This is a genomic window from Bifidobacterium pluvialisilvae, from assembly GCF_019331695.1.
In the GTDB taxonomy this organism is placed as follows: Bacteria; Actinomycetota; Actinomycetes; order Actinomycetales; family Bifidobacteriaceae; genus Galliscardovia; species Galliscardovia pluvialisilvae.
Genome location: NZ_JAHBBI010000005.1, coordinates 37744 through 62949, shown reverse-complemented (window position 1 = coordinate 62949; position 25206 = coordinate 37744). Strand labels below are relative to the sequence as shown.

The following is a 25206-nucleotide window of genomic DNA, read 5'->3' as shown; positions in this document are numbered from 1 at the left end:
GCGATTTCTCGCCCATAAGCATCACAACCAATCGTCAGGTTCGACACCCTGAGGTCCGATGAATTCACCGTTCGGCACATACGACGGCGTGTCCTTGTCCTCGAGGATCGCGTCGGCGAAGCATTTCACATTCTGGCCGAACGTCCAGTCGCCCTTGACGGTGAAGGAGTTCGCCGCCGCCAGCGAGGGGACGCCGTAGGGGAAACGCTCGTCGAAGTCGGCGATGTTCTTGTAGTAGCGCGGGTCGAGATCGACCACCGGGAAGATGTAGTTGCCGTCCTCCATCTCGTAGGTGTCCGTCAGATGGAACCGGTCGGAGCGCATGATGAACAGGTCGTTCGTGGTCTTCACCGGAAGGAACCTCGGACGGTCCACCTCGATGCACGCGGCGCCGTCGAACAGCGAGATGGCGGCGCCCATGGCCGTCTCCAGCTGCAGCACCTTGGTCGTCGACGAATCCGTGGGATCGACGGTCTTGCGGTTACGGATCACGGGCAGGTCAAGCACTCCCCCGGTCTGCGCCAGCTTGTCGCGCAGGTCGCGCACGCGCACCCAGATGTTGTTGGTGTTGAAATACGGGTACTTGGCGATGTCAGTGGCCGCGGCCTTGTCATCCGGATGCACCTGGCTCATCTCACGCAACGAAAGACGTCCGGTCCTACGGTCGCGGACGATGTGGCCGCCCTTGCGGTCGGCCGCGGTCTTATGCGCGACCTCCACCATGAACGGGGCGCCGGACTGGGCGAAGGCACCGGCAAGCGTGGTCGAGGGACGTGCGCCCAGGTTGTCGGAGTTGGAGATGAACAGGTATTCGATGCCGTTGTCGAGCAGCTGGTCGAGCAGGCCGGATTCCCACAGCGTGGCGAACACGTCACCATGCCCGGGCGGGCACCATTCGAGGTTCGGGTCCTCGGGGAAGCTGACCGGTCCGCCGGTGGCGATGTCGATCTTGGGTTCCACGTGCTGGATGATCTCCGTGGGAATGTCCGTCTGATGGAACCGCCGGTTGCGACGCAGCACCGACATGGACTCCTTCGAGGTGCGGAAGGAATTCATGAGCGTCAGCGGCAGCTTGACGTCCTCACGGGTGCGGGCCGTGACGACCTGCCCGAGGATGATGTCGAGAAAGCGCATGCGCTTGGCCTTGTGACGACGCACGGGCAGCAGCGACTTGGGCCCAGCAAGCCCCATCGACGTGCCGAGGCCGCCGTTAAGCTTGAGGAACGCGGTCTTCCTGAACGCCTCGAGGGCCTTTTCATGGTCGATGGTGTGGTGGAGGTCACGGACTGCGGGGATGTCGGTGAGCGGCTCGACGTCGTCCTCGCGGATCCACTCGGAGTGGTCGTCATGCTGCCAGGTGCGGTACAGGCGCTCGAATTGCGAGATCGCGATTTCACTCATGCCATGCTCGCGCATCTTCGCCGCGGACAGTTCAAACGGATCGTTGGACACAGGTTTCCCTTTCTTTGGACACATCACCACATTGTATAGGATGACGACTTGTCCCTCCCTAATGCTTTTGGGCAAGTTTCGGGGAGAAAACACTGGGCCGTGATTTCCGTGGCTCAATGCAGGGCGGAGAGCGTGGGATAAAGCTCGGCGAAACGGCGGTAGCCGACATCGTATACCTGTGTCGCGGCCGTATGCGGCGTGTATATGGTGCTGTCGCAGACCGTGTGGATGAGGTCCGGCCGTTTGAACACGAGTGAGGCGAGAGCGACTGCGGGCAGGATTTCGGCGTTGGTGAACACCTCGACCGGGTGGTCGAGCACGTCGGCCATGATCTGGCACCATGCGGGTTCTTGTCCGCCGCCGCCAATCAGGGAGATTGTCCGCGGTTTGGTGTCGAAGCTTTCCATGCCTTGCCGGATCGAGTATGCGACGCCTTCGAGTGCGGCCCGTAGCAGATCGCCTTTGGTCGTGTCCGGTGAGATGCCGATGTAGGCGCCGCGTATCGTGGGGTTCATGACAGGGAACCGCTCCCCTACAAGGTATGGCAGGCAGAGTATGCCGTTCGCGCCGGGTTGGGAATGTTCGATGAGGTTGTGTGCCGTCGGATAGTCGCCGTCGGCGAATATGTGGGTGGCCCATCGGTGCACGTCGCCGGCGTTGAGGAACGGTACGGCGTTGACGTATCCGGGGGCTGCGCCGAATGCGAGGTTCGCGGCGCCTGGCCTGTTGGTGAACGGTTCGTCCGATATGGTGGCTATCCATCCGGATGTGCCGAGGTTGATGTTGTATTCGCCGGGTTTGCCGACTCCGCTGGCGAGTGTGGTCGCCCCGGCGTCGCCGATGCCGGCGTGGACTGGTGTGCCGATGGCGAAGCCGGTGAGCTGGTGTGCCGTCGCGCTTACGGTACCGACGACGTCCTGCGGGTTGTGCAGCCGCGGCAGCAGAATGGGGTCGATTCCCGCCGCCTCGCAGATTTCCGTGTCCCATTGTCTGCTGTGGATGTTCATTGCACCGGCGGTGGTGCAGGCGGCGACGTCGCCGATGAGCGCTCCCCCGGTGAGTTGGGCGATGAGATAGTCCTTGGAGCTGATGAGCACATGGCGGACCCGTGCGAAGACGCTGGGGTCGTTGTCGTGTAGCCACATGAGTTTCGGCAGTGGCAGTCCGCCTTCGAGCGGGTTGCCGACCGTGTTGAGGAAGCGTTCCTTTCCGCCCGGGTATGCGTCGGCGAGCGCCGTGGCTTGTTTGTCGGCTCGTCCGTCGGAGTAGAGGATCGCGTTGCGTACCGGGTTGAGGTTGTCGTCGAGTGTGATGAGGTCCTGCATTTGTCCGCTGAGGATGATGCCGGCTATTGTTCGGGGGTTGAAGTCGGGTTCGTGGTGTTGCGTTTGATGGAGTATGTGTTGTGATGTTGTGCGAAATGCCTGCCACCATTGGTTGGGGTTTTGTTCGTGTTGGTCGTTGTTGGTGATGAGGTCGAGTTGTTCGCTGTGGCTTGCGATGATGTGGCCGTCTGAGGTGACGATTGCTCCTTTGAGGGCTGTTGTTCCTGCGTCGAATACCGCCGCGTATTGTGTGTCGTTGTTGGTGTCGTCGCTCATGTTGTCCATGGTAGCCGTGTGCGTGTGCTGTCTTGTGCCCGGATGCTGTGTGTTATCGCGTGTATTTGGCGAAGTAGCCTTTAACGTGCTGTTCGGGTATGGGGTATGGGGTGTTGCGGTCTTTGAGCAGGGTTTCGAGGCCTTTGACGTTGATGCTCAGGATTGCGATGGCTGTGAGGATGCCGATGATCCAATCCGTGGTGGTTGAGGAGCGGGCGGCGTATGTGAATGTGGCGATGGAGGTGGGGAGGAATGCGAATAGTGCCGTGATGAGGCCGGGGTCGTAGATGGTGCGTTTGCCCTGTGCCGCGTACTTGCGGCGTAGGGCGAATCCGGCGACGGTGTGGATGGCCGCTTCCGTGATTCCGATGCATGCGATGGCTATGGCGGCCCAGTCAGCGCCGTGGCCGAGGAACAGGATGAACAGCATCACCGTCACGCCGCAGCAGTCCACCAGCATTGCGACGAGGTCGCTCATCGGATACCGGTCCGGCATGTCGGATCCCTGCATCGTGTTCATCATGTATGCGAATCCGCCGGGTATGCGCTCCTCCTCCCACATGTGCATGGTGAGGGCGATCACGCCCATCAGGCCCAGTCGGTGTTCCCAGCCGAACCCGTTCCATCCCGTGGCCAATACGATGACGAGTACGGTGCCGGCCACGGCCATGCCGTACAGCCATATGCTGAGCCATAGCGACAGCAGCCTGTTGATGACGGACACGATTGCTCCTCCTTGACCGATTGGCATGGGCTGGCAGCCGCCGGGAACCGACCCGCGGCTGCGGTTGGCAATACGTTACGGTTCCGACATCGTTTCTGTCATTCGATACAAATGCGGAAAATGACGGGTTAGCCGGCCTCGCGTCCGGAAACGGATGTCGAGGACGCATCGCGAATGATCCACTGCGGCCGACCAGCTGATTCCTGCATGGTCTTCTCCATCCCCGCGATCCGGGAGGCGGAGGCGACGAAGGCGTGGGCCGAGATGCTGGCGCCGAGGATTCAACCCACAGGCATGGGTACACATCCAAAAATGGTTTCCACAATCAGCTAGACTGTCGGACAAGATGATACAGGAGGCGCTCAATGGATGACGACCCGCTCTTCAAGAAATTCTGCGAAGAAAGCAAAAGCATGTCACTCGTCCATCTTCTGGAGACGTATGCGAGCGTTTTTCACGCGGCCTTCTTCATCATGGGCGAGGACGGCCCGTACGTCAGTGACCAGGAATTGCGTGACTGGCTGAACTGGTGCGTCTTCTATGGCAGGCCACGCGAGGAGTATCCGCTCGCCAACCGGGACTGACAGCCGGTCCATTTGTTTTTCAAACCGCTTTCGGGTGGCTTTTCTGTTATCGGCCACCCGCACGGGTAGTCAAAGACATGAAAGACATGAAAATGGTTATGGTCTACTTCGGCGCAAGCCGAATCAAGTTCACGACGTAAGGTGCAGTTCCTTGTCGAACATTGGCTTGTACTCCTCCTTGTCCTCGTCCTGCAAGAGGGTATACGCGTCAAGAAGAAGTTCGTGAGGCACTGACAGATGATTCTCGAGTATTGCCGAGATCAGCCAACTCAACGCGTAGTACTGCTCCCCCGTTCAAGCCCATAATCAAGTTCCCTTATCTCGGAAAGCCCATCGCAATACCGCCTCAGCTCTCGGTAGACCGCTTCGCATTGAGAATCTGTGCCATATTCCCCCTCTCCTTGCCGCGAGACGACCGGATGCGATGTACAGATTTGGAATCTTCCGTGCGTCTTACGTGTTTTCTGGAGTCACGCGCGGATGACCTCGTTTTTTATATACAGGTTTCCCGTTGCGTCCCGCCATGAACTACAAGGCCAGGCGCCACAACGGTTTCCTTAACCGCATACTTGATTTTCTTCTCATCCCAAGAAACGGGAAGTGTGTTTTGCCTGGGACTATGGCGTTAGGAGCATGATTGTCGACATATGCTCCCATACGCGAGCGGTCGGCCGTCACGCCTTCGATCATTCCACGGACAGGTCATAGACGCCGCTGAGTTCGCCGGGAAAGAGGTGGTTCTGGCTGAGTGATGACGTTCTCGTCGGTGTCGCCGCCGGTCTTTTTTCCGCGGTCCGATACACGTCTCGTCATCACTGCCGCGAAGGCGTGAGCACATCAACCACATCCTCCACGGCGAGGGCAACGGCAAACGCGGCGGTCATCTGCACGGAACCAGGGGTACCGGGCAAGACCGAGTGCCCCAAGGACTGGACCGGGAACGACATCGTCCAGACCATCAGCCATGTCATGACGGACCCCGACTGGGACCATACCGACGAAAAACGAGCGAGTTCTGCACCGATTCGGCAAGACCGTTAATGGTTGAAGTCAAGGCGTATAGATCCGATAGCCTATACGTTATTGACGCATTCCCAGTCGGAGGTGGCGGTGTGACCAAGAACACCTAGCACGATAAGATCGAGGCTAAGTCCGTTAATGACAAGCGTGGAAAAGAAAGAGCGAGACATGACACTGAAAGAGTTGATGGCGCTTGCCCGGCAATGCCTTGAAATCATCGAAAACCATGATGATGATATCGAGGAGGGGGCTCGTGACGCGTTGAATGCGGGAGAGCCTGAATACGCCATTGCCGATGCCCTGTCGTTAGCATACGAGTTTCCCGAGCTATTCAGCCAATTCCCCGACGAGGTGTATGAGCTGGCCAAGAACCCCGACTACACGCCAATTCACCGCTATCTTGACCTGCTGGAGAAATACCGGGAGAACTAGCCCCATCCATTTCCCCCTCAACCAAGCCGCCATGAACTTCATGATAGCTTTCGTATGCCCGTAGGACGGGAGAAACCCCCATCCGACGGCTGAGACGGAAGAATAAGCGATATGGAAATCATTGTCTCGCCGGACGGGGAATGCGAAGGAATGCGTCCTGATCAGCGTTAGGATGAACCGGAGGAAGAGTAGATGCGGGTTAATACAGTCTTCCCTGATCTCGAGGACAAGAGAGGGGTGAGCACCTGATATGAACATGCAGCCCGAATACGAAAACATGTGCGCGAGCTTGCGCCCCCTTGCCTACCCCACCATGACCGAGAAGCAGCAGGATAGTGCAGAAGCCTGCATCAGAGCCGGTGAACCGTATGAGGCCCTTCTGGATCTGCTGTGGGCAGCGGCGGAGAACCATGCTCCGCGTGAACTGCTGCTGCAGGCACTGGACCTCGTGGACGACGAGGACAAGGAGCAGTACCGGCAACTGATTCGTTAGCCGTCTGAACTCGAATTGTTGCAGCCACTTTACACGGGGTGGTTTTTTATGCCCCGAACGAGTTCCGACAACCAAGTCAAAAAAGACCATCACATGTTTGGATGCAATCCACCTTGGCACCGTATGCCGAAGCACCTGTGTCTTATGGACTCTGGCGCCGGCGACACCGGATGGAACGTGGACCGGCAAATCGGATAACTAGGACGCGATTCGCCATTCGCGTGAGTGGAAGAGTCACGCGAAGGACAACAGGGCCGTCGGCAAGAGGACCGGCAAAGCGGAACGGCTCGGGACGGGACTACTGATGCCCGCCGCCGAACCGAGGAAACACTAGACATGGGAGGTTGTGACATGTCAAGAGGAATCCACGTGAATTGAACGCCACATAACGTGTGGCATATGATGGCGTCAATCGGATTCTCGAGGAGAAGAGGGAGCTTTTCTCATGGCAGACATCAATGAGGAGTCGCCCTACCCGTACCGCACCGATGATTGGAATCTGTTCAAGGAGCTGTGCGAAGCGAACATTGAAATGTATTTCGATTACAAGGGCCGGGAGTATTTCGTGACCAGTTTCCAGGGCGGCGACGATTTCACATGGTTCGTTTGTGATTTCCTCCCGTTCAAGAAGGACCTGTCCCTCGTACCGGTCAGCGACAAATACGATTCGCTGGAGAAACTCGCCGATGAGAAAATCTTCGACGGAAGAACGAAATCAATCCGCGACTGTTATCGGGAGTTCGATTTGTGGCAGAGCTAGACGTTCACGACTACACGCTGCGCTGATCCGCTTTTTTAAGGCGGTCTTTGAGTGCGCATGTCAGCCGTGAGACAATCGGGGATATCCGTAGTCGCTGTCGACGGGAGATGCCATGGGACTGAAAACACCGAAGCAAAAGGTCCGCAGATTCCAAATGCGACAGCAGCTACGGACGCATATGGACCGTCAGGAGACAACCCGATCATGCGGCAAGATCCGCTACCGCACCGAACTGGACGCCACAAGATCGCGTTGGCCTCGACGCGTCGTGCACGCCGTGGATCCGCCCGTTTCAAGGAGGAGCGTCGTTATTATCTGTGCTCGCAGTGCCACGGGTATCATCTGACGTCGAAAGGGAATGGAAGCAGTCGGGAGATTCGGAAACGAAGGCCCATGGCAAAGGCCGCTCCCGAACCGACCGAACTCAAAGGAGTCACGGCGTTCATTGAAAACATCAGCGGCGAATGGATGTATACGATTCCTGAACTGGACGCCCGCGGCATGTCCGAATCCCGCGAGGATGCGAAGAATGCCGTGCGGGCAATCGTGAGCATCGTCGTTCCGGACGTCGGAATATCCTTCAAATACAGTTCGGACGAGCAGGATCTGGGTGCGCTTTACGCGCAACAGGTCGCCGGGTCCCAGAACACCGTGACCATTGAGAAATCCTCATATATGGAACCATTGCTGTCCCGCCTGAGATCGCACCTGTTCAGGAACGGATTCCGGTTCCGCAAATACGACATGCGCTATCCGGGGCCACCGGACATCATGCTGCCGAAATACCGGATCATGGTGTTCGTCGACCCATGCCTGTGGCATGACCGTTCGGCATGCAAAAGAAAGGCATTCCCTCCCGAGGCATTGCGCATATGGCAGGATGAACATGCCGGCCAATGGAAGAAGATGCAGGAGGATCGTCAACGGCTGACCGACGAAGGATGGATCGTGCTGTCATATTGGGAATGCCGGTTCTGCGACAACCGCAGGCGGGAGAAGCGCCTGCGATCGTTTCTCTTGGATGTGCGGCGTGCGGCCCGAGGATCCGCCCAATGACACACATGACCGCTTCGGATAGAAGCGCGGTCGCTGTTTGCTCATGATGGTCAGTTTCAGGTCACGGCGTTTCGATGTATCTTCGTAAGGAAGTTCCGAAAACGATAGGGAGGCACGGATGACGAAACGCAACGAACGAGACGACGGCCCGCATACAAGGCTGCCATTCGGCATCTGCCTGGGCATATTGTTTGGCGTCGCCGTCGGCATGTCCACCGATAATATCGCCGTATGGCTTCCGGTCGGCGTGACGCTTGGCGTCTGCCTGGGCGTTGTCTACGATTCCCGAAACAAGCCCCACGATGATGATGGGGACAGTCACGACGCCTGATTTCACATCCCATTATTCCCAATGAGACACGCCGTATGATGCATTGTTTTGACAGCGGCGGCATCGACGGGTATATTATCTACTCGTTGCGCAAGCGACATCGGACCATAGCGCAGCTTGGTAGCGCACTTGACTGGGGGTCAAGGGGTCGCGGGTTCAAATCCCGCTGGTCCGACCAAAAGGGCGGAATTTCAACGTTTTTTCAGTGTTGGAGTTCCGCTGTTTTTTCAATCGGGTACCTATCGGGTACATGAATAGCGGAAGTCCTTCCTACGGTCGTGGAGAAACGACCTTGGTCTCCAGCCATTCCGCCAAGTCGTGTGGCCGATATCTTACGACCCGGCCGATTTTGACATACGGCAGCTCTCTTCTTTCACTTCTCCATCGGGACAATGTGCTTACCGGTACGCCAAGGATTCTCGCCACCTGCGACGGGGTAAGCAGATTCTCCGGGCTGTTATCTTTTAGCATCATGCCTCCGGCTATGCGGGCCAACCAGCCACTTCAGGACGCATAGAGGTCGGTATGGCACGAGCATGGATAAATGACCGGTGGCTCACCTCGACGCAAATGACGTTGGATGATGGGTCGAAGACGCGTGTCGAGCCTTCCCCGCAAATGAAGCGCTCCTTGGCACAAAACATGACACACCCCGACCGGGCCATCAGCCTCGTCAAAGCGCAAGATGACCAGACCAATACGGCGCCGCGCCGGTTCGAGTACGGGCACGACCTCAAAGGCATCACAAGAACCGTGGACGCCACCGGCGTCAAAACCAGACTCTACGGATACGGCAAGGGACTGCCCACCACCGACGAGGACGGCAACGAGACCGGCGGCTATGGGCGTCGCATCGACTTCGCGGACATCAACAATGGCAAGCCCTACGTCGAAGACCCTGAAGCCACCGCGCTTTGGGGGCTGCCCGGCCCGGACGTGAGCACCATGGGCAAGAACCTCGTCAAAGGCGGCGGATTCGAGAAACAGTACGGCGACGGATGGCTATTCAGCCCGACCGCCGCGTTCCTCGACGCACTCGTGAAGAAAGACGGTGCAGTCGCCCCGCACGAGGGCAAGGTCATGCTCAGGATGGGCACCGACACCAGCACGTGCGCCACATCCGCGACCTGCGACCTCATCACCGTGAAAGGCGGCAAGGAACACCAGCTCACCTTGTGGACCTACGGCCCGGCCGGTTCGACGCTCACGTTGAAGGTGTCGCAGAACGTGAACATATACCCGACCTCCAACATCACCCTCGACCCCGTGAAGAACACCGGCCAATGGACGAAAACCACACGTCGGTTCACCACCCACAAGCTGTGCAGCGCCGTACGCCTGTGGATCGAGAACCCCACGACGGTGATCTACGTGGACGACGTGGGCATCACCGAAGTCACCACCACGGCCATCCATCCCGCCGAAGGCATCTACGAGAACGGCGACTGCGAGGACAAGGCCCAGCTGCTAGCCGAGACCAAGGCCGAACTGAAACGGCGCAGCACGCCCACTGTCAGCTATGAGGCCGACGTGCTCACCTTCACCCGAGCCGGCATGGATACCGCGAACGTCGCCCTTGGCGACCGCGTGCTGCTCGTGGACACCACCTTCACCCCGGACCTGCGCCTGTCGGGCCGCGTGCTCCAACTGGAGGAGGATCTGCTCGACCCCAAGCTGTCGGTCATCACCATCGGCAACATCATCGAACGGTTCACCGCAAGCAGCCGCACGGCCGAGCAACGCCTCGACCGGGTGATCGCCGGCACCGCCACATGGCAGAGCACCAGCCAACAAGTCACGCAGAACGCCTCGAAATGGGATCAGGTCGCCCAGACCGTCGTGGACAACAGCGGCCGATGGAACACCACGGCCGACACGCTCGACGCGAAATCAACAGAATGGGACAAGACCGGCACGACCCTCGCCGCGAAGCAACCCGCATGGGACGAGACCACGGCGACCGTGACCACCAAGGCCAAGACGTGGGACGACGCGGCCATCATCGCCGCCAACCACGCCCAGGCCATCCGCCAATCGACCAGCGGCGGCGTCACCCTCCACTTCGACGCAACCGCCATCACCCTCGGCGACGCCATCACCCTCACCGACAAGACAGGCACATGGACATTCACGGACGGCACGTTCGTCAAACAGGAAACCACCGAGTAAGGAACCATCGTGGCACGCTTTGAAATCGAGAAGTACCGCACCATCGAGGCCACGCTCGACCTCGCCAACGACTACGCGCCACCCGTACGGCTCAACGCCGGAGACATGGACGGACGCATCCTCAAATTCAACATCACCGACGGCGGCAACGACGTGAACGACCTCAACGGACTGTCCGCACGACTGACATGGAACCGAGACCCCACCGACCCGAACAGCGGCGGCGGATTCATCGACATGACCAAAACCGCCGGCACCGACAACCCCACCGGCGTGTACCAGGTCAGCTTCACCACGCCCGTGCCCCGCGCCCTGCTGCAGAACGCCGGCGAGCGCACCGTGGTCGGCATCGACATCGAGGACGCTGACGGCGGCATCGTCTCCAGCCGGAACATACCCGTCATCATCGAGCCCGCGCGAGTGAACCCGAAGGCCCCGGAGATCGCGGATCCGTTGAAGGATCTGCATGACACCATCGACGAGGCCAAGCAGATGATCGCCGACGCGAGCATTGACATCGGCACCGTCTCCACGCTCACCCCGGCGAAGAAGGCCACGGGCGCATTGACCGGCACCGGGCTGAAACGCAAGCTCAATCTCGGCATCCCGCGAGGCAGCAAGATCAGCAGCGTGACCGCCACCTCGCTGGATACGGCGACGCCGACCGTGAACACCAGTACGGATGCGAACGGCGACACCGTCATCGAGCTGGGACTGCCACGCGGCAAGCAGGGAGAGAAGGGGGACAAGGGCGACCCCGGTGACTCGGGCGGCATAGCGACGGCCGATAAGGCCGGCATCGTGAAGCCGGGTAATGGACTTACCGTCAGCGAAGATGGTACGCTCTCGACCACGGACGCGAACGGCCCATTGAAAATCCTATGGACGACGGGATTCCGCACATACTTCGTACTGTGTGGAAGCATCTCCCGAAAAGCGGTCAATATGATGGCCGCCGACACCAAGAACACCGCACTCGAACTCGGACTCGCACAGATGCGCAGCAACTACACGATCCCCGCAGGAGAAACATTCTCAATCACGGTGGAGGGGAACGTGCCCGCGCTGTCCGCAAACGAACACCACATTTGCAGCATCGCGTACATACCCATCGCAGCTGCCGACTACCAGAAGGAGATCCGAATCAGCGCCACACGCGCCGCGGTGGCAGCCGGCGACACCGAAATCATCTGGACCGCAAGAGAAGAAGCGACTATCCCAATCGGCACCTATATCGTCCATGCAACAGGATGACCATGAACCTCACCACCACGCATCCGCTGATTCTCATCGCCTGCGCGGTCATCGGCAGCGGCGCCATAACCTCGATCGTCTCATGGCTGCTACGCCGCATCGACCAGCGCAGGAACCTCGAACAGGCCATAGCCGACTCGCCGACCATCCGCCGATTGGAGCTGGAGATCTACCGGCAGAGCCTGTTTCTGCCGACCACAAGCCGCATGCAGCACGAACACCAGCTCGACGCAGGCAAAGCCTACACCGAGCGCGGCGGCAACGGACCCGGCCACGTGCGCTGCCAGCAACTCGAAGACGACTACCGGCACCGGCTCGACACCGACGACTGGAACTACCAGCACCATCCGCATAACTGAAGAACAACAGAACAGACCGATCAGTCAAACCCGGAAAGCCCCATGCGACGCCAATCGCAATGGGGCTTTCCTCATAAGAGAGGGACAAAGGCATGTCCAAGATCAGACACCGACTACTCGCGACCATGGCATTGCTGCTCGCCATGTTCACCGTCACGCCCAGCGCGATGGCCGACATGCGAGGCATCGACGTATCCGGCTGGCAGTCTCCGACCGTCACCTGCACCGCCGACTACGACTTCGCCATCGTCAAAGCCACGCAGGGCACCGGCTTCACCAACGGGTACATGACCCGCCAGGCCCAGTGCGTCCAGCAGCGAGGCAAGAGCCTCGGCTTCTACCACTACGCCGGCGGAGGCAACGCGACCGCCGAGGCCGACTACTTCGTGAACACCGTCCGCCCGTACTTGGGGCGCGTGATTCTCGTACTCGATTGGGAGTCCTATCAGAACGCGGCATGGGGCAACTCCAGTTGGATCCGTGTGTTCGTCAACAGGGTGCACGCGAGGACCGGAGTGTGGCCGCTCGTCTACACGAGCGCCGCCTACCTGCATCAGATCCCGAGCGACGTGCGCAGCCGATGCGGCCTGTGGGTGGCGCAGTACGCCAACAACGCGGCGACCGGATACCAGGCGCGCCCATGGAACTACGGCAAATACGGCGAGGCAATGCGCCAGTACACCAGCAACGGACGCATCAACGGATACGCGGGCCCGCTGGACCTCAACTACTTCCGCGGCAACACCACGCAGTGGAACAAGTACGCCAACCCCGGCAACACCACCGTCACGCCCACGCCGGCACCGCAGCCCCAGCCGCAGCCCGCACCTCAGCCGAACAAGCCGAGCGCGGGTGCCGGCTACAGCGTGGTGGTGCGTTCCGGCGACACAATCAGTGGAATCGCCGCGCGCACCGGACTATGGCCTGTGACCGCGTGGAGCGTGCCCTCCGGCAACATCAACCGCATCTGGCCCGGCCAGACCGTAGTCTACCGAGGTAACAGCACGCCGACCGTGAGCACAGGTGCGACCGGCACGCGGATCCACGTCGTGAAGAGCGGCGAGACACTGAGCGGCATCTTCGGCGCATCCGGCTGGCAGCGCGTCGCCCAGCTCAACAACCTGAGGAACCCGAACCTCATCTATCCCGGACAGCAGCTGCGCTACTGAGCATGCCGCCGTCCGTTTGCGGCCTTCGGCACCATGCCGGAGGCCGCAATTCCCATACCTACGACCAACCAAACCTGAGGAGAACACTCATGGATATTTCCGCAGCAACCACCCTCGCCGCCGGCATCGTCGCCCTCGTCGCACCCGCACTCGTACAGGCGTTCAAGAAGTACATCCCCGCCGACTACGTGGGCCTGACCAGCCTCGGCGTGAGCGTTCTGCTCGGCGTAGTCGCCATCGCCGCCACCAATGGGTTCCACGGCTACGGGTGGGGCATCGTCCTCACCGGCGTCATCGGCGTCGCACAAGCCGTCTACACGCTCGTGAACCAAGCGTTCAGCGGCAAGCTCAGCAAGGACGTACTGTCCTAGAAGGAATGAGTGTTGGGCAATGTGCTATCTCATTGCCTCATTGCCCGACACTTATTGTCATACACCAGCAGAGGCTACTTGCTTGATGTATTCCTTCCATTCAGGGGCTTCCATGGAGTCACGCTGAGCTTCGCAGGTTTCGATCAGTTCCCTCACTTTCTCATGCTTTGCCGATTCCTTAGATTGGAACAGGGAGATGAAATATGTCTGGAACTGTTCAAGCGGCAGCGGAAGGATGTTGAGCCGCTGCTTAACATCGCCTTTGGCATACCATACGCCGTGTCGGAAGGTTTCGGCTGTGTTGGTGTCAATCCTCACCGCAACGAACAGGCCATACACAGGTTTGTTACTCTCACCGTACTTCAGCACCGCGTCGGATACATGACGACGGACCGGTTCGCCTTCCATCGCTTCCTGTCTGGAAGATGTGGACATGGTGACTTCGGTCAGGATGGTGAAGTCACCGTACTCCCAGTACAAATCACCTTGGCCGCCGCCTGCCGTAGAAACGGGAAGGAAATCGGAATCAAGACGGAATCCTCGAACATCGCTGGGATGGTTGGTCAGGTTCCCGAGCGCGAGTGCAGCGCGCCATAGCGTCCATTCAAGGTAGACCGGAGTTTCATCCTTGGGAACTTCGATGCCGTTGTCCTCGTCTGTGGCGTCGATCTTCTTGCCGCCGCCTTTGATAAGCAATGTCATGTAGTCGGCGATCTCCCGCCATTGTGCCGGCTGATCTTTCGCATACTTGATCTCGTCGGTTTGCTGCCAAAGCTGTTCCAGCTCCAGGCGCACGTTGTTGATTTCAGCGACGGTCTTCAGAGAACGGCCGCTCAGATCGTAAAGGATATTGTTATTCTTCAGCTGTGCTTCCGTATTGGACAACAGAGCCTTTGCAGTGTTGAGATCATCTGTGGGCAACGCGGCGCCCCTGCAGAGTTCCCGGTACACGTCCATAATGGGACGGCGGCTCGCCGTGGTCTTGGCGAGTTTTTCCGCGAGCAGGTGTTTGGCGGGAACGATGATGAGACCGCGGCCTTTTCGTTGCACGACTCCGCTGATACGTAGATAGCGCATGTTCATGTCGCTGTAGTCAGTGAAATTGTCGCTCTTTTTGTCGTAGTCCTCACCGCGTTTCTTGATCTCCGCGGCATCGAACCTCTTCTTGGCGGATGCTTGTCTGCGCCGGTTGCGGAGATCGATGATGTGCTCGACAACGTCGTTGATGTCGTAGCTGGGGTCGGTGGTGTGTCCCCAGAGGGAGAACTCGATACGGCTGATTTCACTGGTGCCGGTTCGTTTCTCCAGTTCGAGCATCACAGCCAGTATCCAACGCAGTGGCGAGAAGAATCCAAGATCGCCGGGAACCTCGAATTGTTCCAGGCTAAGCGAGCGCAGGAAGCACTCCTGTTGTGCTGGATAGGTTTTGGCGTTGAGGAAGATCTCGCCGAATGGCGTCACTTGGTCCATTGGTCCTAGATCCTCCTGTTTACCCTCCTTCTTTTTGACTTGGGGATAGATGAAGCCGAACCGGCCGAACATGAGACGCCATTTTCTGGCATAGCTGCTGGTGTCTTCGGCTTTACCCGTTGAGTGGACGAGTCCGGCGTTGTTGAGCAGTGTCTGGAAGCGGTCTTCATTGTCGCCTCGCAGATTGCCATTGAACGGGGATTCGGCGAACAGCTGGAGCCCTTCCCAGATGCGCAGTGGGTTACGCAGTCCCGTGTTGCCGATGTTCCAGATTGATATTTGCTTGCCCATGACCCCAGCTTACAGGCGGGGAGGGGATCATGCCGTTTAATAGCGCAATTCTCCCCGCCTGTGTCTTTTCGCTACCAGCCAAGGAAGAAGTACTCCTCGACCTTGTTGCGGTTGGCGTCGCCCTTGTGCTGGGTGCCGATCGAGTACCGGTAGTCAACCGGCACGACCTCGACGTTCTTCTTGTAACGACCGAGGATTTCCAGCATTTCCTCCTTGGTTGGCTGACTGTTGGACGAGTAGGAGATGATCAGAATGCTGTCCTTGAAACGACAGATCAGCCGGTCGAACGCGTCGGCGGCACCGGTACGGGACGAGAAGGGGGTCGGATATGACTTGAATTTCTTGGTCTTGGTGTGCTCCTGCATCTCGACGCCTTGCCAGTCACAGGCCAGACCTTCGACGAAATGGTATCGGCGTACATACTCGTTGTCTGACAACGGCGAGTAGTAGGGCGGATCCATATACACGAGATCGGGATGATCCACCGAGAGCTGGAGTGCGTCACCTCGAATGGATTCGTTCCGCTGGTGGTTGTCGAAGACGGCGTTATTCACCGCTTCGACAGCGTCCAAGAACTGTTCGGACAGAGACTTCTTGAGATCCTTACGGCCGTCATCATACCGATGGCCAGTGTAGGTGAAGATGCCGCGAGGTCGCTTCTTCGTGCATGCTCGAATCAGGGCGGTCATCGCGATGGCCCGCTGGTATGGGTCGTCAATGGCCTTGATACGAGTACGAAGCACGTCGATCAGGTGGTTCTCCTCGTCCGTGTAGTACAGGTCTTTAAAAGTGGAGGACACGAAGCCATCCGTCTGGCAGTCCTCAAGGAGCCCCCATGCAACATCGAGCGGCAGGGTAACGGTTTGGTTCTCGACCATCGCCTTGGTGAAGGTCGCGCTCATGGCCATGTAGTCATTGCTGATAACCTGCTTGCCCTGTGCTTTGAACATGTAGCTGACGATGCCCGAGCCGGAGAACAAGTCAACCACCGAATTGAACTCGAACCGGGACGCCACGTCCCACAGCTCAGTCAGCAGCTTCTGCTTGGAACCCATGAACCGGGTCGAGGGATACAAACCGACCTGCTTCGACAGTCCACGAGGATTGGAAGATACCGCGACAAGAGCCCTAGGCTCCGGCTCCGCGATGACCAGCGTATCCTCTCCGGTGCGGCTGCTTGCACGGCATGCGACGGAACGTTTCGTCGGAATGACCTGAATCTCATACTGTCCATACAGCTCATGCACCAACGGATGATTCGAGTTGGTCAGCAGCAAATGACAACCCATCGCATGCAGGCGCGTGAACTCGATCGCCAGCCGTGAATGGTCCTCAATGCCGAACTGTTTTTTCGTATATCGCTTGAAATCCGAATACTCGGATACCGGAATATACGGAGGGTCGAGGAACACGAAGTCGCCCGGCTCGGCATACTCGGCAAGCACCGTTGCATAGTCGCCACACACAATCGTCGCGTTGGCGAGCGCATGGGAGGCATGACGAAGACCGTCGGCATCGCAGATGGTGGGATTCTTGTAGTTGGCGAAGGGCGTGTTGAATTGTCCCTTGCGGTTGACTCGGTATAGGCCATTGAAGCATGTCTTGTTCAAGTACAAGGTGCGGGCGGCGGCCTCGACCGGGGGAAGGGCCGTCCAGTCCAGCGCGCGGACCTCAAGGAACTGCTCTTTCTCGTTCTTGTACCCGGCAAGGCTGGAGATCACGTCCTCGACGTTATCCCTGACCTGCGTGTACAGGTTCACCAGTTCAGGGTTGCTGTCCGCGATCACGGCATCCTTGGGCTGAAGCGCGAAGAACAAGGCTCCGCCTCCGAAGAACGGCTCTATGTACTTGCCGTAATGTTCCGGCACCTTGGGCAGCAGCACGTCAAGCATCTGTGACTTGCCGCCGGCCCACTTGAGGATAGGCTTCACACGGTTCGAGGCTTCCTTAGACACGTCGTCTTTTTGAGTCAGTGGGGTCTTGCTTTTGCGGGGACGACCAGCCTTCTTCGGCTCAAGCATGCGTTCGAGCGTGTCGGAAAGGTACGGCTTCCCCTCGTCGGATCGCAGCGTTCCGCGGCGGACGAGCGTCGCCACAGTCGCATTGGAAACGCCAAGAATCTTCGCCGCCTCAGCCTTGGTAATTGTCTTGGCTTCAATAGGAACGTTTCGAGCAGCATAGTTGCCCAACGGCGTGCGCCACCAAGTCGGCTCATCCGTTCCTCTCCTGATCAGCAGAGTGCAAACACGCTGCCATTCCGGAGTGTCGCGCAACCGGGAGAGGGAAGCGCTCGGGGTCCCGAGCTGCACTAGAAGATCCTGCGGCTCGATGCCAAACAGAGGCATCATGTCAAACAAGCCCTTGGCCTCGTTGAAGAACTGGATGCTTGCCTCTTCAAGTAGACTGGTCATTCGTCCCTCCATCGTTGTCTTATGGATCTCATTGTACGTAATGTCTATTAGGAATAGTGACATTCCTGCTGGACAGATCCTCAATAAGTTGAACGCCGAAGAATTGCAAACATCGAACATATGTTCTATATTATTCGAATAGCTTGATGAGGAGGAGGATTGACACATGGTCTTACCGCGAGTTAGTAGCGCCTCACTGTCTGACCAAGATCGTGCTGAAGAGCTTCGCGCCTTCCTTGAACGGGCAGATGACTCTCTGACGGGCCCCATCTATCAATCTGGCGCAAGCGGAGCTCCAGAAGACGGCCTACCGGCATATATATCGTTGAAGGGAGATGGGTACAGCGGACTACGGTCGACTATTACTGTTACGCCGACTATCACTATTAAGTATCCAAACATGACGAATCAGCAGCTACTTGCCACCATCACGGGACTACGCCCATTCCTCCTGAGCAGCAGCGAGGTCTTTCTTCCACGGGTGGCACGCCAGATACAGTTTCTGGTCTCTCCTGAGTTCCGCGATGATGCAGACCGACTCGTACAACGGGTAGAAAAGTGGCTTGACTACGTGCATAATTACCGTCCTCAATTGATGACTGTATATCGGTGGGATGCTGATGGTTCTAATGTCCGATCTGCCGAGGCTTGGCAAATTGCGGAATCTTGGATTTACGGCAAATCCGTTAAATCTGAGCTGCCAGAACGTAAGAAGTTTAAGCAGTTCCAAGAAGATCTAGGATTCGGCATCAAGCCGGCAATCATCTCGTACTTGTTCCAACTTATGCGCGTCGCTAATCTTGTACGTTCTGAATTACGGAGCTTGGATGCCCAAGACGCTTTCCGATGCAAGATCGAAAATGCATAAACCAGGATAAGGCGATCAAGAAAGTGAGCACATGAAAACAACTTTAGAAAAGTATAAGCATCAGCTCATCGTACTGGGTAACGGCTTCGACCTTGCGCAGGGGTTGAGAACCGGGTATGCAGACTATTTTAAAGACAAGTATGGTGACAACCCGTCCATGGAATTGATGGATAATGCTTGGGACATGGTGCTGTTTGACCGCAAGCTGCATAACCATAGCGAGTGGGCGAATGTAGAGCAGGCCATTCGGGAACAGGTTACAGGGTATGAGTCGATAGCTCGGGTGAGGAATGGGCTAGACAACCCCAACGTCTTGGATACCAGCAACCTGCTCGGATCCTATATCGCCAGACGCATGGCCTCGATGATTGATGAAATCCACACGGTTGGTTTTCTTCAATCGTCAATCAACCATAAGGATACGGTTTATCTGAGTTTCATGCGCCGTGAACTGACTCTCTTCGAGCATTCGTTGTACACGTATTTGAAGAAGATCGTCGGCCAATCCGAAAACGATGACCCGTGGCAGTACACGGTTTCCTCCGACGACTTGTATGAGAGCATTGCCGGGATGCCGGCAATCAGCGGTAAGAGTGTCCTAGAGAAGCAACACAACACCATTCTGACCTTCAATTACACGTCACCGTTTCAAAGGCGGGATGAGGGTTATTTCCCCGGTCTTGATTCCGTGCGATTCATTCATGGGTCCTTGGCCCAAGGCGACATCATCATCGGTATCGATGCCCTGAATCAGGGGGTGCAAGGGCAACGTGAACTCATTAACAACGAGGACGTGATCCCTTTCACCAAGACGTTCCGCACTCTGCAGTCCACGTCTAACTATGATACGTTCAGCGATGTGTTTGATAGCGAGCCGCCGGATTGCATCAAGTTCTTCGGGCACTCCTTGTCCGAGGCGGACTACTCGTACTTCCAATCCATCTTCGACCATGTGGATCTATATGGAGGAGTGACCGCGCTCATGTTCCTGTACCGTCCCGATGGACGGTATGACGGATCCGACTTGTATCTTAAGGTCACAAAACTGATTAACAAGTACGGCGATACGCTCGACAACAAGGATCACGGTAAGAACCTCCTGCATAAGCTCATTCTGGAGAATCGACTATCAATCAAGCGTGTGTATTAGGCAGATGCTCCTCAGTCATCCGCCAACTTGGCTTAGTTTCTATGGCTCATCTTCGTGTCTGTGGCTCAGACACGATTTAGACACGATGACCCCCGGGAGCAACGAAATCGGCAGCAATCAACGAATCCTGCGAATGTCACGAAAACGGCGTCATTGCAACGGAAACGCAACTAACGAAGACCACGAAGACCAACGAATCAACCCCTCGAACTAACAAGGGGTCGCGGGTTCAAATCCCGCTGGTCCGACCAGAAAGCCCGGAATTTCAACGATTCCGGGCTTTTTTGTTTCCTGCGACACGCCGTGTTCACGCCCTCTTGGACACAAATACGGACACAATTCGGGACACAACCGGACACACCCCTACCCCGACACGCCTCGAATCACGGGCATGTCGCCCAATGACCGTGCGAACCGAGTCTGTCCGGCGCGAAGCCTGCCCCACACTTTCTTCACACGGTTTTTGTCGAAGGGTGCCGCTCGCGTTGCCTGACCGAATAGATGTCCTGATTGTAGTAGGCCGCCTGCTCCTCGACTCGTTTGCGGGCTTCCTCGTCCTTGCCCCACCATCGGTAGAACTGGGCCGGACGGGGACGGGACTGGCCTTCGTCCTGCGCCATACGCCGCAACGCCTTCGGGTCGAACACCTGCTTGGCACGGAAGTTCGTCAACCGGTCGCGGGCGATGTACGAGGCGACGAGCCGCCATTGCTTGCGCGCCTTGCCGATGACATACAGCACGCCACCATCGTCCTTCGCACTGTTGTCCCACCACGATGACACGTACACCTTCGTGCCGGGACTGAAGATCTTTGTCCCGTGCTCGATGTGGTGATCCTGGCCGACCTCGTGCTCGTCCACGACGTTCGCGACCAAGCACCATGAGAATAGTTCGCCACGCTGACGCTGCTTCGCTTCATCCATACACCCATGCTACGGTCCTGCTCCCCCATTGTGGAGAACGGGGCCGTTTTCGTCGTTTTCAGCCGGCTTTTCTGGCGTAGCCCGCCGGGCATGGCGTACCCGTGCTTGTCGCACGTGAGGCGTTTCTGGTGGATTCATGCGCGGATGGTCGAGACCTGCCATCGAACATCACGGGACAAAAACTGCGTCTCCCGCAGTGCCGGTAAGCAGCAGTGTGCCCGCAGCGGCACCTTGGAAAGCTATACGTACGAATTCATCCACACCTTCCACACGGGAAGGATTGTTTCTGGGCCAACACCGACGAAAGCATGGTTTACACAGTCCTCTTCCAAATACAGGTCATAGGAACTTTATTTTTTACTGTGGTGTGAGTGGCCACCGTCCTCAGCCATATGGCTCGAATGCCTCACAGCATACGCCCGTCGAGCCGGTCTCGCCAGCACAGCCCCCATCGCACCAAAAAGCTACGTCCCAAGAGGAAGCAACATGAAGAGACTTCGAACTTGGCTCCGTCTCCGCCGGCTTCTGGCAGTGCTGGTGTCATCCGTCCTGGCTGTCACTGCCATGACAGGCTGCGCCGCTGGCGGGGGCGAATCCCCTCCCAGCTCCGCTACCACAAATGCCGGGTACAATCCCACAGCGAAGCCACCAACACAATCCACGAACGATATACAGCAGCGCACCGACCTCCATAACGAGCACACATCCGCATGGAGCCGATACGAAGTGGCCTCGGATCATTCGGTACGTGTGTTCTTCTACATGGGCAACCCACAGTGCTACGGCGTGCGGGCGGCCGTCGACGAAGACACCACCACAGTGCGGATCACCCTTTATGAGGGGACCCTACCCGACGCGCCAGCCGAATGCACCACTCTTGCAGCGAGCGCCTCCCTTCTCATCACTACACACGACCCCATCGGAACACGATCAGTCATCCCCGGGTAACTAACGATCCTCAAGAACATGCAGTTCGATGTCATTGTCGGCAATCCTTCATGCCGGCTCAGCGACGGCGGCTTCGGCAGAGCGCCGCTCCGGCGTTCGTGATAGGTCTCATCGCAGACATGGGAGGATTCGCCTGTGCTTGGACTCTGTACCAGAGCCCTTTTGGTTTATCATGCATGCAGACAACTACTACGACAGTAGGAGTGGATATGGATATGCAGATGGTCACTGTCGGCGATGTTGATGTCGCTATTCCTCAGGCGTTCAGCAGGCTGAATCGCATGCCGGACGATCCGCCGGAGATGACGGCGTACGCCACTCAAACGGAACAATCGACGTGCATGATGTTCCTGCAGCCGGTACCGTCCGATCAGGCCATGCCATTCGGCAATGAGCAGGCCGTGAAAGATGGGATACATCAGTCGCTGGGCGACGACCAAGGACTGATCGAGGTCGTCAGCGGTACTACCCGTGCCAGGCGAAACGTCATGCGGAGTATCGTCAAGACGGTCTCGCAGACCGAAGGAGTGCAATACGGCCTGACCTTGCATCTCGATTGTTCTGGTTTCGTGTTGCAGGTTCAGGGGTTCGCGAATGAAGCTGGCGCGACCGGGATTCGCGAGGCGCAGGTCTACGAGTTCGCACGACGACATGGATGGATTGACGACCAAGGTCAAGGATGGTCTCGCGACCCCTACGACGCCAACTACCGGCACGGCATTCTTATGAATCTTTCCGAGGACAGCCGATTCGACGATTCCTTCCTGGACCATCCGCTGTCGGTCATAAGACAACTCACATTGATGCTCGTCAGATATAACTGACACTGCAAGCCCGTGGACAAGACGCTGCCCGCGCGAGATTACTGGAGCGCCGAAGTGGACGAGTCGCTGCCGGTGCCGAAGGGCGGAAGTTCGTACGGGTTCAGGAACCGCAAGCTGGCGCATCGTGCGTGCAACGAGCTGAGGAGCAACAAGAGCATCGAATGGGCAAGGCAAGCCGTGCGAGGCGCAGCCTACATTAGAGCGACTTCGGTGTCGTTCCGCACCTCGACGTGGTGACGCAAAGAAGACAACCCAAGTCCCTATTAGCAGAGCCCTGAGATCGTCTTCTTTTTCTCATCATAGCGTTCCCGGCACCGCGGGGCGGGTATGGGTATCCTGCCGGCCGGTTCTGGGCGCACCCCAGTGTCATAGCGCCGCGCCCTCCCCGAATTATTTAAACAGACTATCTGATATACTCAGGACGTCTTGATTTCTCTATGCGAGCCCTTCTTGGTTCAAAGAGTGAGAAATCAACAGAGCGGATTCCTACCTGGGTTAGCTCACTGGTGTCTGGGCCGCTCGCTTCTCTACTCGCCCCTATAGGAGCTTGGCGTGAGAAGTAATGGCGGGGACCTTGCGCGACCAGCTTTCAAGACTGGTATATAAGTCGAGTGGTATCCCCGCTTTTCCCATGTCTATCGGAGGTACCTCATGGACGAGTACCTGACGTTGCTGCGCCGTACGTTGAAGCGTCTGGAACAGGCGGTGTTCGATTTAGATACGCCGCCGCGTGACTTGGCGGCGCTGTCGCGTCGTCTGCTTGAAGTGAGTCGGGAGATCAAGCGGCTGGGGGGGGCCGGGACGGCGAGGGCAAGCCGTCGGTTGCTATGGAGGTCGAGGATGCCTAGCTCGACGAGGAGGCTGTCTGGCGTAGCCCGGCACGTGGTGTTGCCGAAGGGCATAGTTTCTACCGGCTAGCCGCGAGTGAAGGCTCAGGCCCGACTGTGCGGCATCGAGTATGACGACTGGCAGGACGGTCTCGGACGTTGCATGTTAGATAAGCAGCGCAGCAGTCCATGCCCATAGCCGTCCCCTCGAAAAACACAAACGTCATCTGACAGCTATGGCAGACACTGGCGCGAACCACTCGATTGGGCCGCGGATTCAACTCTCGCCGGCTTGACCAATAAGCCCAGAATCTCAGCGATTCCGGGCTTTTCGTTTCTCCTGCTGGGAGACGGTCTATCCGATACGAAGCCCCCAAAACCGCCACAGGAACGCCACAGGCGGGAGCCCATCCTAGAACCGTCGCGCCACGTGTGCGACCAGCGGCAACATCATTCACGGCTCCAATCGGCTTCTTCTTTACAGGATTCCGTCGAGAGTTCCATTCCGGAAGGCCTCATCTTCTGCAGTACCTTCAATGCCGCGATTGCTCCATACGCTCGGAAGCGCAGGCATCAACTGCGATACTCATATATAATCGTCAAAACAACGTGTTCCCGTACGGGAGGGGCCGGGAGACCATGAATAATGCCAATATGCCGCAATGGCGGGTAATGATCCCGGCCGATGCCGATGGGCACGCTCATGCCATCGCGTTTACGGCAAGGCAAATTGACCGGACGATGCTGACGCTTCGTGATATCGCCAAGACATCTGGGCCACCGTGGATTTCATACGAGGAGACGGGCATGTTCGATGATGCGGCCGCGGCTCTGTCGCTCGTCCAACCACGTATCGGCAAGGAGTACGATTCGGACGAGCATGATGGTCTGGTTCTGCTTGCCGGCGCGTTGAATGAAGCGGTCCTCCGGCATTCCTCCCTTCTATATGATTTCGGCGTAAACCCTCTCGTCACGTATCCGACCCCGATTCATCCGACCGGAGACAGGAACGTACTGGTCATCAACACGGATGATGTGGACGACATCCTTGATATTCCGGGAGCCCTATGGAATCTCACGCACACCATGACCGACCACTACGACATGGCGGTGATCCGTGACCGCATGGACGTCGAATTCCGTTCCACCCCAGCCGGCATGATGCTACGCGACCGCATGGAACTGCTTGCCCAGACAATCATGAGCTACGGCCTGTGGTGCGTGGTCAACGGAGGAACACCCATTACGGCCTAGCTCGAACAAGTAACCAGTTCGCCGACATCAAGGACGGCGAGCTCAGGTTCCTGCGCGTGGACGACATGGAACCCACCGACGCGCTTCTAGAAGAAGGTGGCCGACCGAACTTTGAGGACGCGCCAACCTATGCGAAACCATGGGTCACGGATTCCGGCACCGTGAGAAGCTGGAGCGAGTGGAAGCTCCAACGGGCCCACCGTGACGACGCCGCATGACGCAAGCACTCCGACGAGTACGACAACTGGACGGAATCCACGCCACCGAGTCAAGGAGGACAAGATGACCGATACATCAGGCGGGGCTGATTGTCGAACAGGTTAACGGCGGCATCCCCACCAGCCCGGAAGGCCGTGAGGATGCCGAGTACTACCACGTGTCCGCGGACCCAGACTTCGCGGTGCTCGACGACTGTGACTGGTACGTGAACAAGAAAACCGGCAAGGCCGAACGCCTCTACAGCTC

At 57.8% G+C, this 25206-nt stretch carries 22 protein-coding genes and 1 tRNA gene; 16 read left to right on the top strand and 7 right to left on the bottom strand.

The genetic code is table 11. The annotated features are described in order from the left end of the window. Positions 1 to 21: 21 nt before the first annotated feature. The 3 genes from KIH77_RS05330 to KIH77_RS05320 form a co-directional block, all read right to left on the bottom strand. Positions 22 to 1476, bottom strand: a complete 1455-nt coding sequence (locus KIH77_RS05330; protein ID WP_219100066.1) for a UTP--glucose-1-phosphate uridylyltransferase — start codon at positions 1474 to 1476, stop codon at positions 22 to 24. A gap of 89 nt (positions 1477 to 1565) precedes the next feature. Then, entirely contained in the window at positions 1566 to 3053 is a 1488-nt protein-coding gene (locus KIH77_RS05325) for a xylulokinase (protein WP_219100065.1), read from the bottom strand. Between the two features lie 52 nt (positions 3054 to 3105). Continuing rightward, the gene (locus KIH77_RS05320; RefSeq protein ID WP_219100064.1) at positions 3106 to 3777 is read right to left on the bottom strand and encodes an HXXEE domain-containing protein; all 672 of its coding nucleotides are present in this window, start codon (positions 3775 to 3777) and stop codon (positions 3106 to 3108) included. Between the two features lie 365 nt (positions 3778 to 4142). On the opposite strand from KIH77_RS05320, the gene KIH77_RS05315 reads away from it, so the two are divergent. From KIH77_RS05315 to KIH77_RS05285, 7 genes are all read left to right on the top strand, one after another. Further along, positions 4143 to 4361: a hypothetical protein gene (locus KIH77_RS05315; protein WP_219100063.1), complete on the top strand. Its 219-nt coding sequence runs from the start codon at positions 4143 to 4145 to the stop codon at positions 4359 to 4361. Positions 4362 to 5549: 1188 nt separating this feature from the next. Beyond that, complete coding sequence (locus KIH77_RS05310; protein ID WP_219100062.1) at positions 5550 to 5813, top strand: hypothetical protein; 264 nt, start codon at positions 5550 to 5552, stop codon at positions 5811 to 5813. 250 nt (positions 5814 to 6063) lie between these two features. Further along, positions 6064 to 6306 carry a hypothetical protein gene (locus KIH77_RS05305; protein WP_219100061.1) on the top strand — a complete coding sequence of 81 codons (243 nt, stop codon included), beginning with the start codon at positions 6064 to 6066 and terminating at the stop codon, positions 6304 to 6306. Positions 6307 to 6751: 445 nt separating this feature from the next. Next, the gene (locus tag KIH77_RS05300; RefSeq protein WP_219100060.1) at positions 6752 to 7066 is read left to right on the top strand and encodes a hypothetical protein; all 315 of its coding nucleotides are present in this window, start codon (positions 6752 to 6754) and stop codon (positions 7064 to 7066) included. A 393-nt stretch (positions 7067 to 7459) separates the two neighbouring features. Continuing rightward, a complete protein-coding gene (locus KIH77_RS10430; protein WP_236024490.1) occupies positions 7460 to 8122 on the top strand; it encodes a PDDEXK family nuclease in 663 nt (220 codons plus the stop codon). 118 nt (positions 8123 to 8240) lie between these two features. After that, positions 8241 to 8453 carry a glycine zipper domain-containing protein gene (locus KIH77_RS05290; protein WP_219100059.1) on the top strand — a complete coding sequence of 71 codons (213 nt, stop codon included), beginning with the start codon at positions 8241 to 8243 and terminating at the stop codon, positions 8451 to 8453. A 101-nt stretch (positions 8454 to 8554) separates the two neighbouring features. Continuing rightward, positions 8555 to 8631 (top strand) — tRNA-Pro (locus KIH77_RS05285). A gap of 92 nt (positions 8632 to 8723) precedes the next feature. Here KIH77_RS05285 and KIH77_RS10630 read toward each other — a convergent pair. Further along, complete coding sequence (locus KIH77_RS10630) at positions 8724 to 8924, bottom strand: helix-turn-helix domain-containing protein (protein WP_372445367.1); 201 nt, start codon at positions 8922 to 8924, stop codon at positions 8724 to 8726. A gap of 159 nt (positions 8925 to 9083) precedes the next feature. On the opposite strand from KIH77_RS10630, the gene KIH77_RS05275 reads away from it, so the two are divergent. The 5 genes from KIH77_RS05275 (at position 9084) to KIH77_RS05255 (ending at position 13775) form a co-directional block, all read left to right on the top strand. Further along, positions 9084 to 10622 carry a phage tail spike protein gene (locus KIH77_RS05275; RefSeq protein ID WP_236024489.1) on the top strand — a complete coding sequence of 513 codons (1539 nt, stop codon included), beginning with the start codon at positions 9084 to 9086 and terminating at the stop codon, positions 10620 to 10622. Between the two features lie 9 nt (positions 10623 to 10631). Then, entirely contained in the window at positions 10632 to 11876 is a 1245-nt protein-coding gene (locus KIH77_RS05270; RefSeq protein WP_219100056.1) for a hypothetical protein, read from the top strand. Next, on the top strand, positions 11873 to 12235 hold the full coding sequence (locus KIH77_RS05265; protein WP_219100055.1) for a hypothetical protein: 363 nt from the start codon (positions 11873 to 11875) through the stop codon (positions 12233 to 12235). The genes KIH77_RS05270 and KIH77_RS05265 overlap by 4 nt, the downstream gene beginning before the upstream one ends. A gap of 92 nt (positions 12236 to 12327) precedes the next feature. Then, positions 12328 to 13404 (top strand): GH25 family lysozyme, encoded by a 1077-nt coding sequence (locus KIH77_RS05260; protein WP_219100054.1) that lies wholly within the window; start codon positions 12328 to 12330, stop codon positions 13402 to 13404. Positions 13405 to 13493: 89 nt separating this feature from the next. Then, positions 13494 to 13775, top strand: coding sequence for a hypothetical protein (locus KIH77_RS05255; protein ID WP_219100053.1), 282 nt, complete (start codon positions 13494 to 13496; stop codon positions 13773 to 13775). Between the two features lie 57 nt (positions 13776 to 13832). On the opposite strand, the gene KIH77_RS05250 is transcribed toward KIH77_RS05255, so the two are convergent. Both KIH77_RS05250 and KIH77_RS05245 read right to left on the bottom strand, forming a co-directional pair. Continuing rightward, positions 13833 to 15536 (bottom strand): AlwI family type II restriction endonuclease, encoded by a 1704-nt coding sequence (locus KIH77_RS05250; protein WP_219100052.1) that lies wholly within the window; start codon positions 15534 to 15536, stop codon positions 13833 to 13835. 71 nt (positions 15537 to 15607) lie between these two features. Beyond that, positions 15608 to 17947 carry a Dam family site-specific DNA-(adenine-N6)-methyltransferase gene (locus KIH77_RS05245; RefSeq protein WP_219100051.1) on the bottom strand — a complete coding sequence of 780 codons (2340 nt, stop codon included), beginning with the start codon at positions 17945 to 17947 and terminating at the stop codon, positions 15608 to 15610. 400 nt (positions 17948 to 18347) lie between these two features. Between KIH77_RS05245 and KIH77_RS05240 the strand changes: the two genes are divergently transcribed. Together KIH77_RS05240 and KIH77_RS05235 are read left to right on the top strand one after the other, a co-directional pair. Next, a complete protein-coding gene (locus tag KIH77_RS05240) occupies positions 18348 to 18815 on the top strand; it encodes a hypothetical protein (RefSeq protein WP_219100050.1) in 468 nt (155 codons plus the stop codon). Between the two features lie 31 nt (positions 18816 to 18846). Beyond that, a complete protein-coding gene (locus KIH77_RS05235) occupies positions 18847 to 19965 on the top strand; it encodes an AbiH family protein (protein ID WP_219100049.1) in 1119 nt (372 codons plus the stop codon). Between the two features lie 452 nt (positions 19966 to 20417). Here KIH77_RS05235 and KIH77_RS05230 read toward each other — a convergent pair whose 3' ends face one another. Continuing rightward, positions 20418 to 20888, bottom strand: a complete 471-nt coding sequence (locus KIH77_RS05230; RefSeq protein ID WP_219100048.1) for a hypothetical protein — start codon at positions 20886 to 20888, stop codon at positions 20418 to 20420. Between the two features lie 1157 nt (positions 20889 to 22045). Between KIH77_RS05230 and KIH77_RS05225 the strand changes: the two genes are divergently transcribed. Next, entirely contained in the window at positions 22046 to 22660 is a 615-nt protein-coding gene (locus tag KIH77_RS05225) for a hypothetical protein (protein ID WP_219100047.1), read from the top strand. 1436 nt (positions 22661 to 24096) lie between these two features. Then, on the top strand, positions 24097 to 24741 hold the full coding sequence (locus KIH77_RS05220) for a hypothetical protein (protein WP_219100046.1): 645 nt from the start codon (positions 24097 to 24099) through the stop codon (positions 24739 to 24741). Positions 24742 to 25206: the final 465 nt, after the last annotated feature.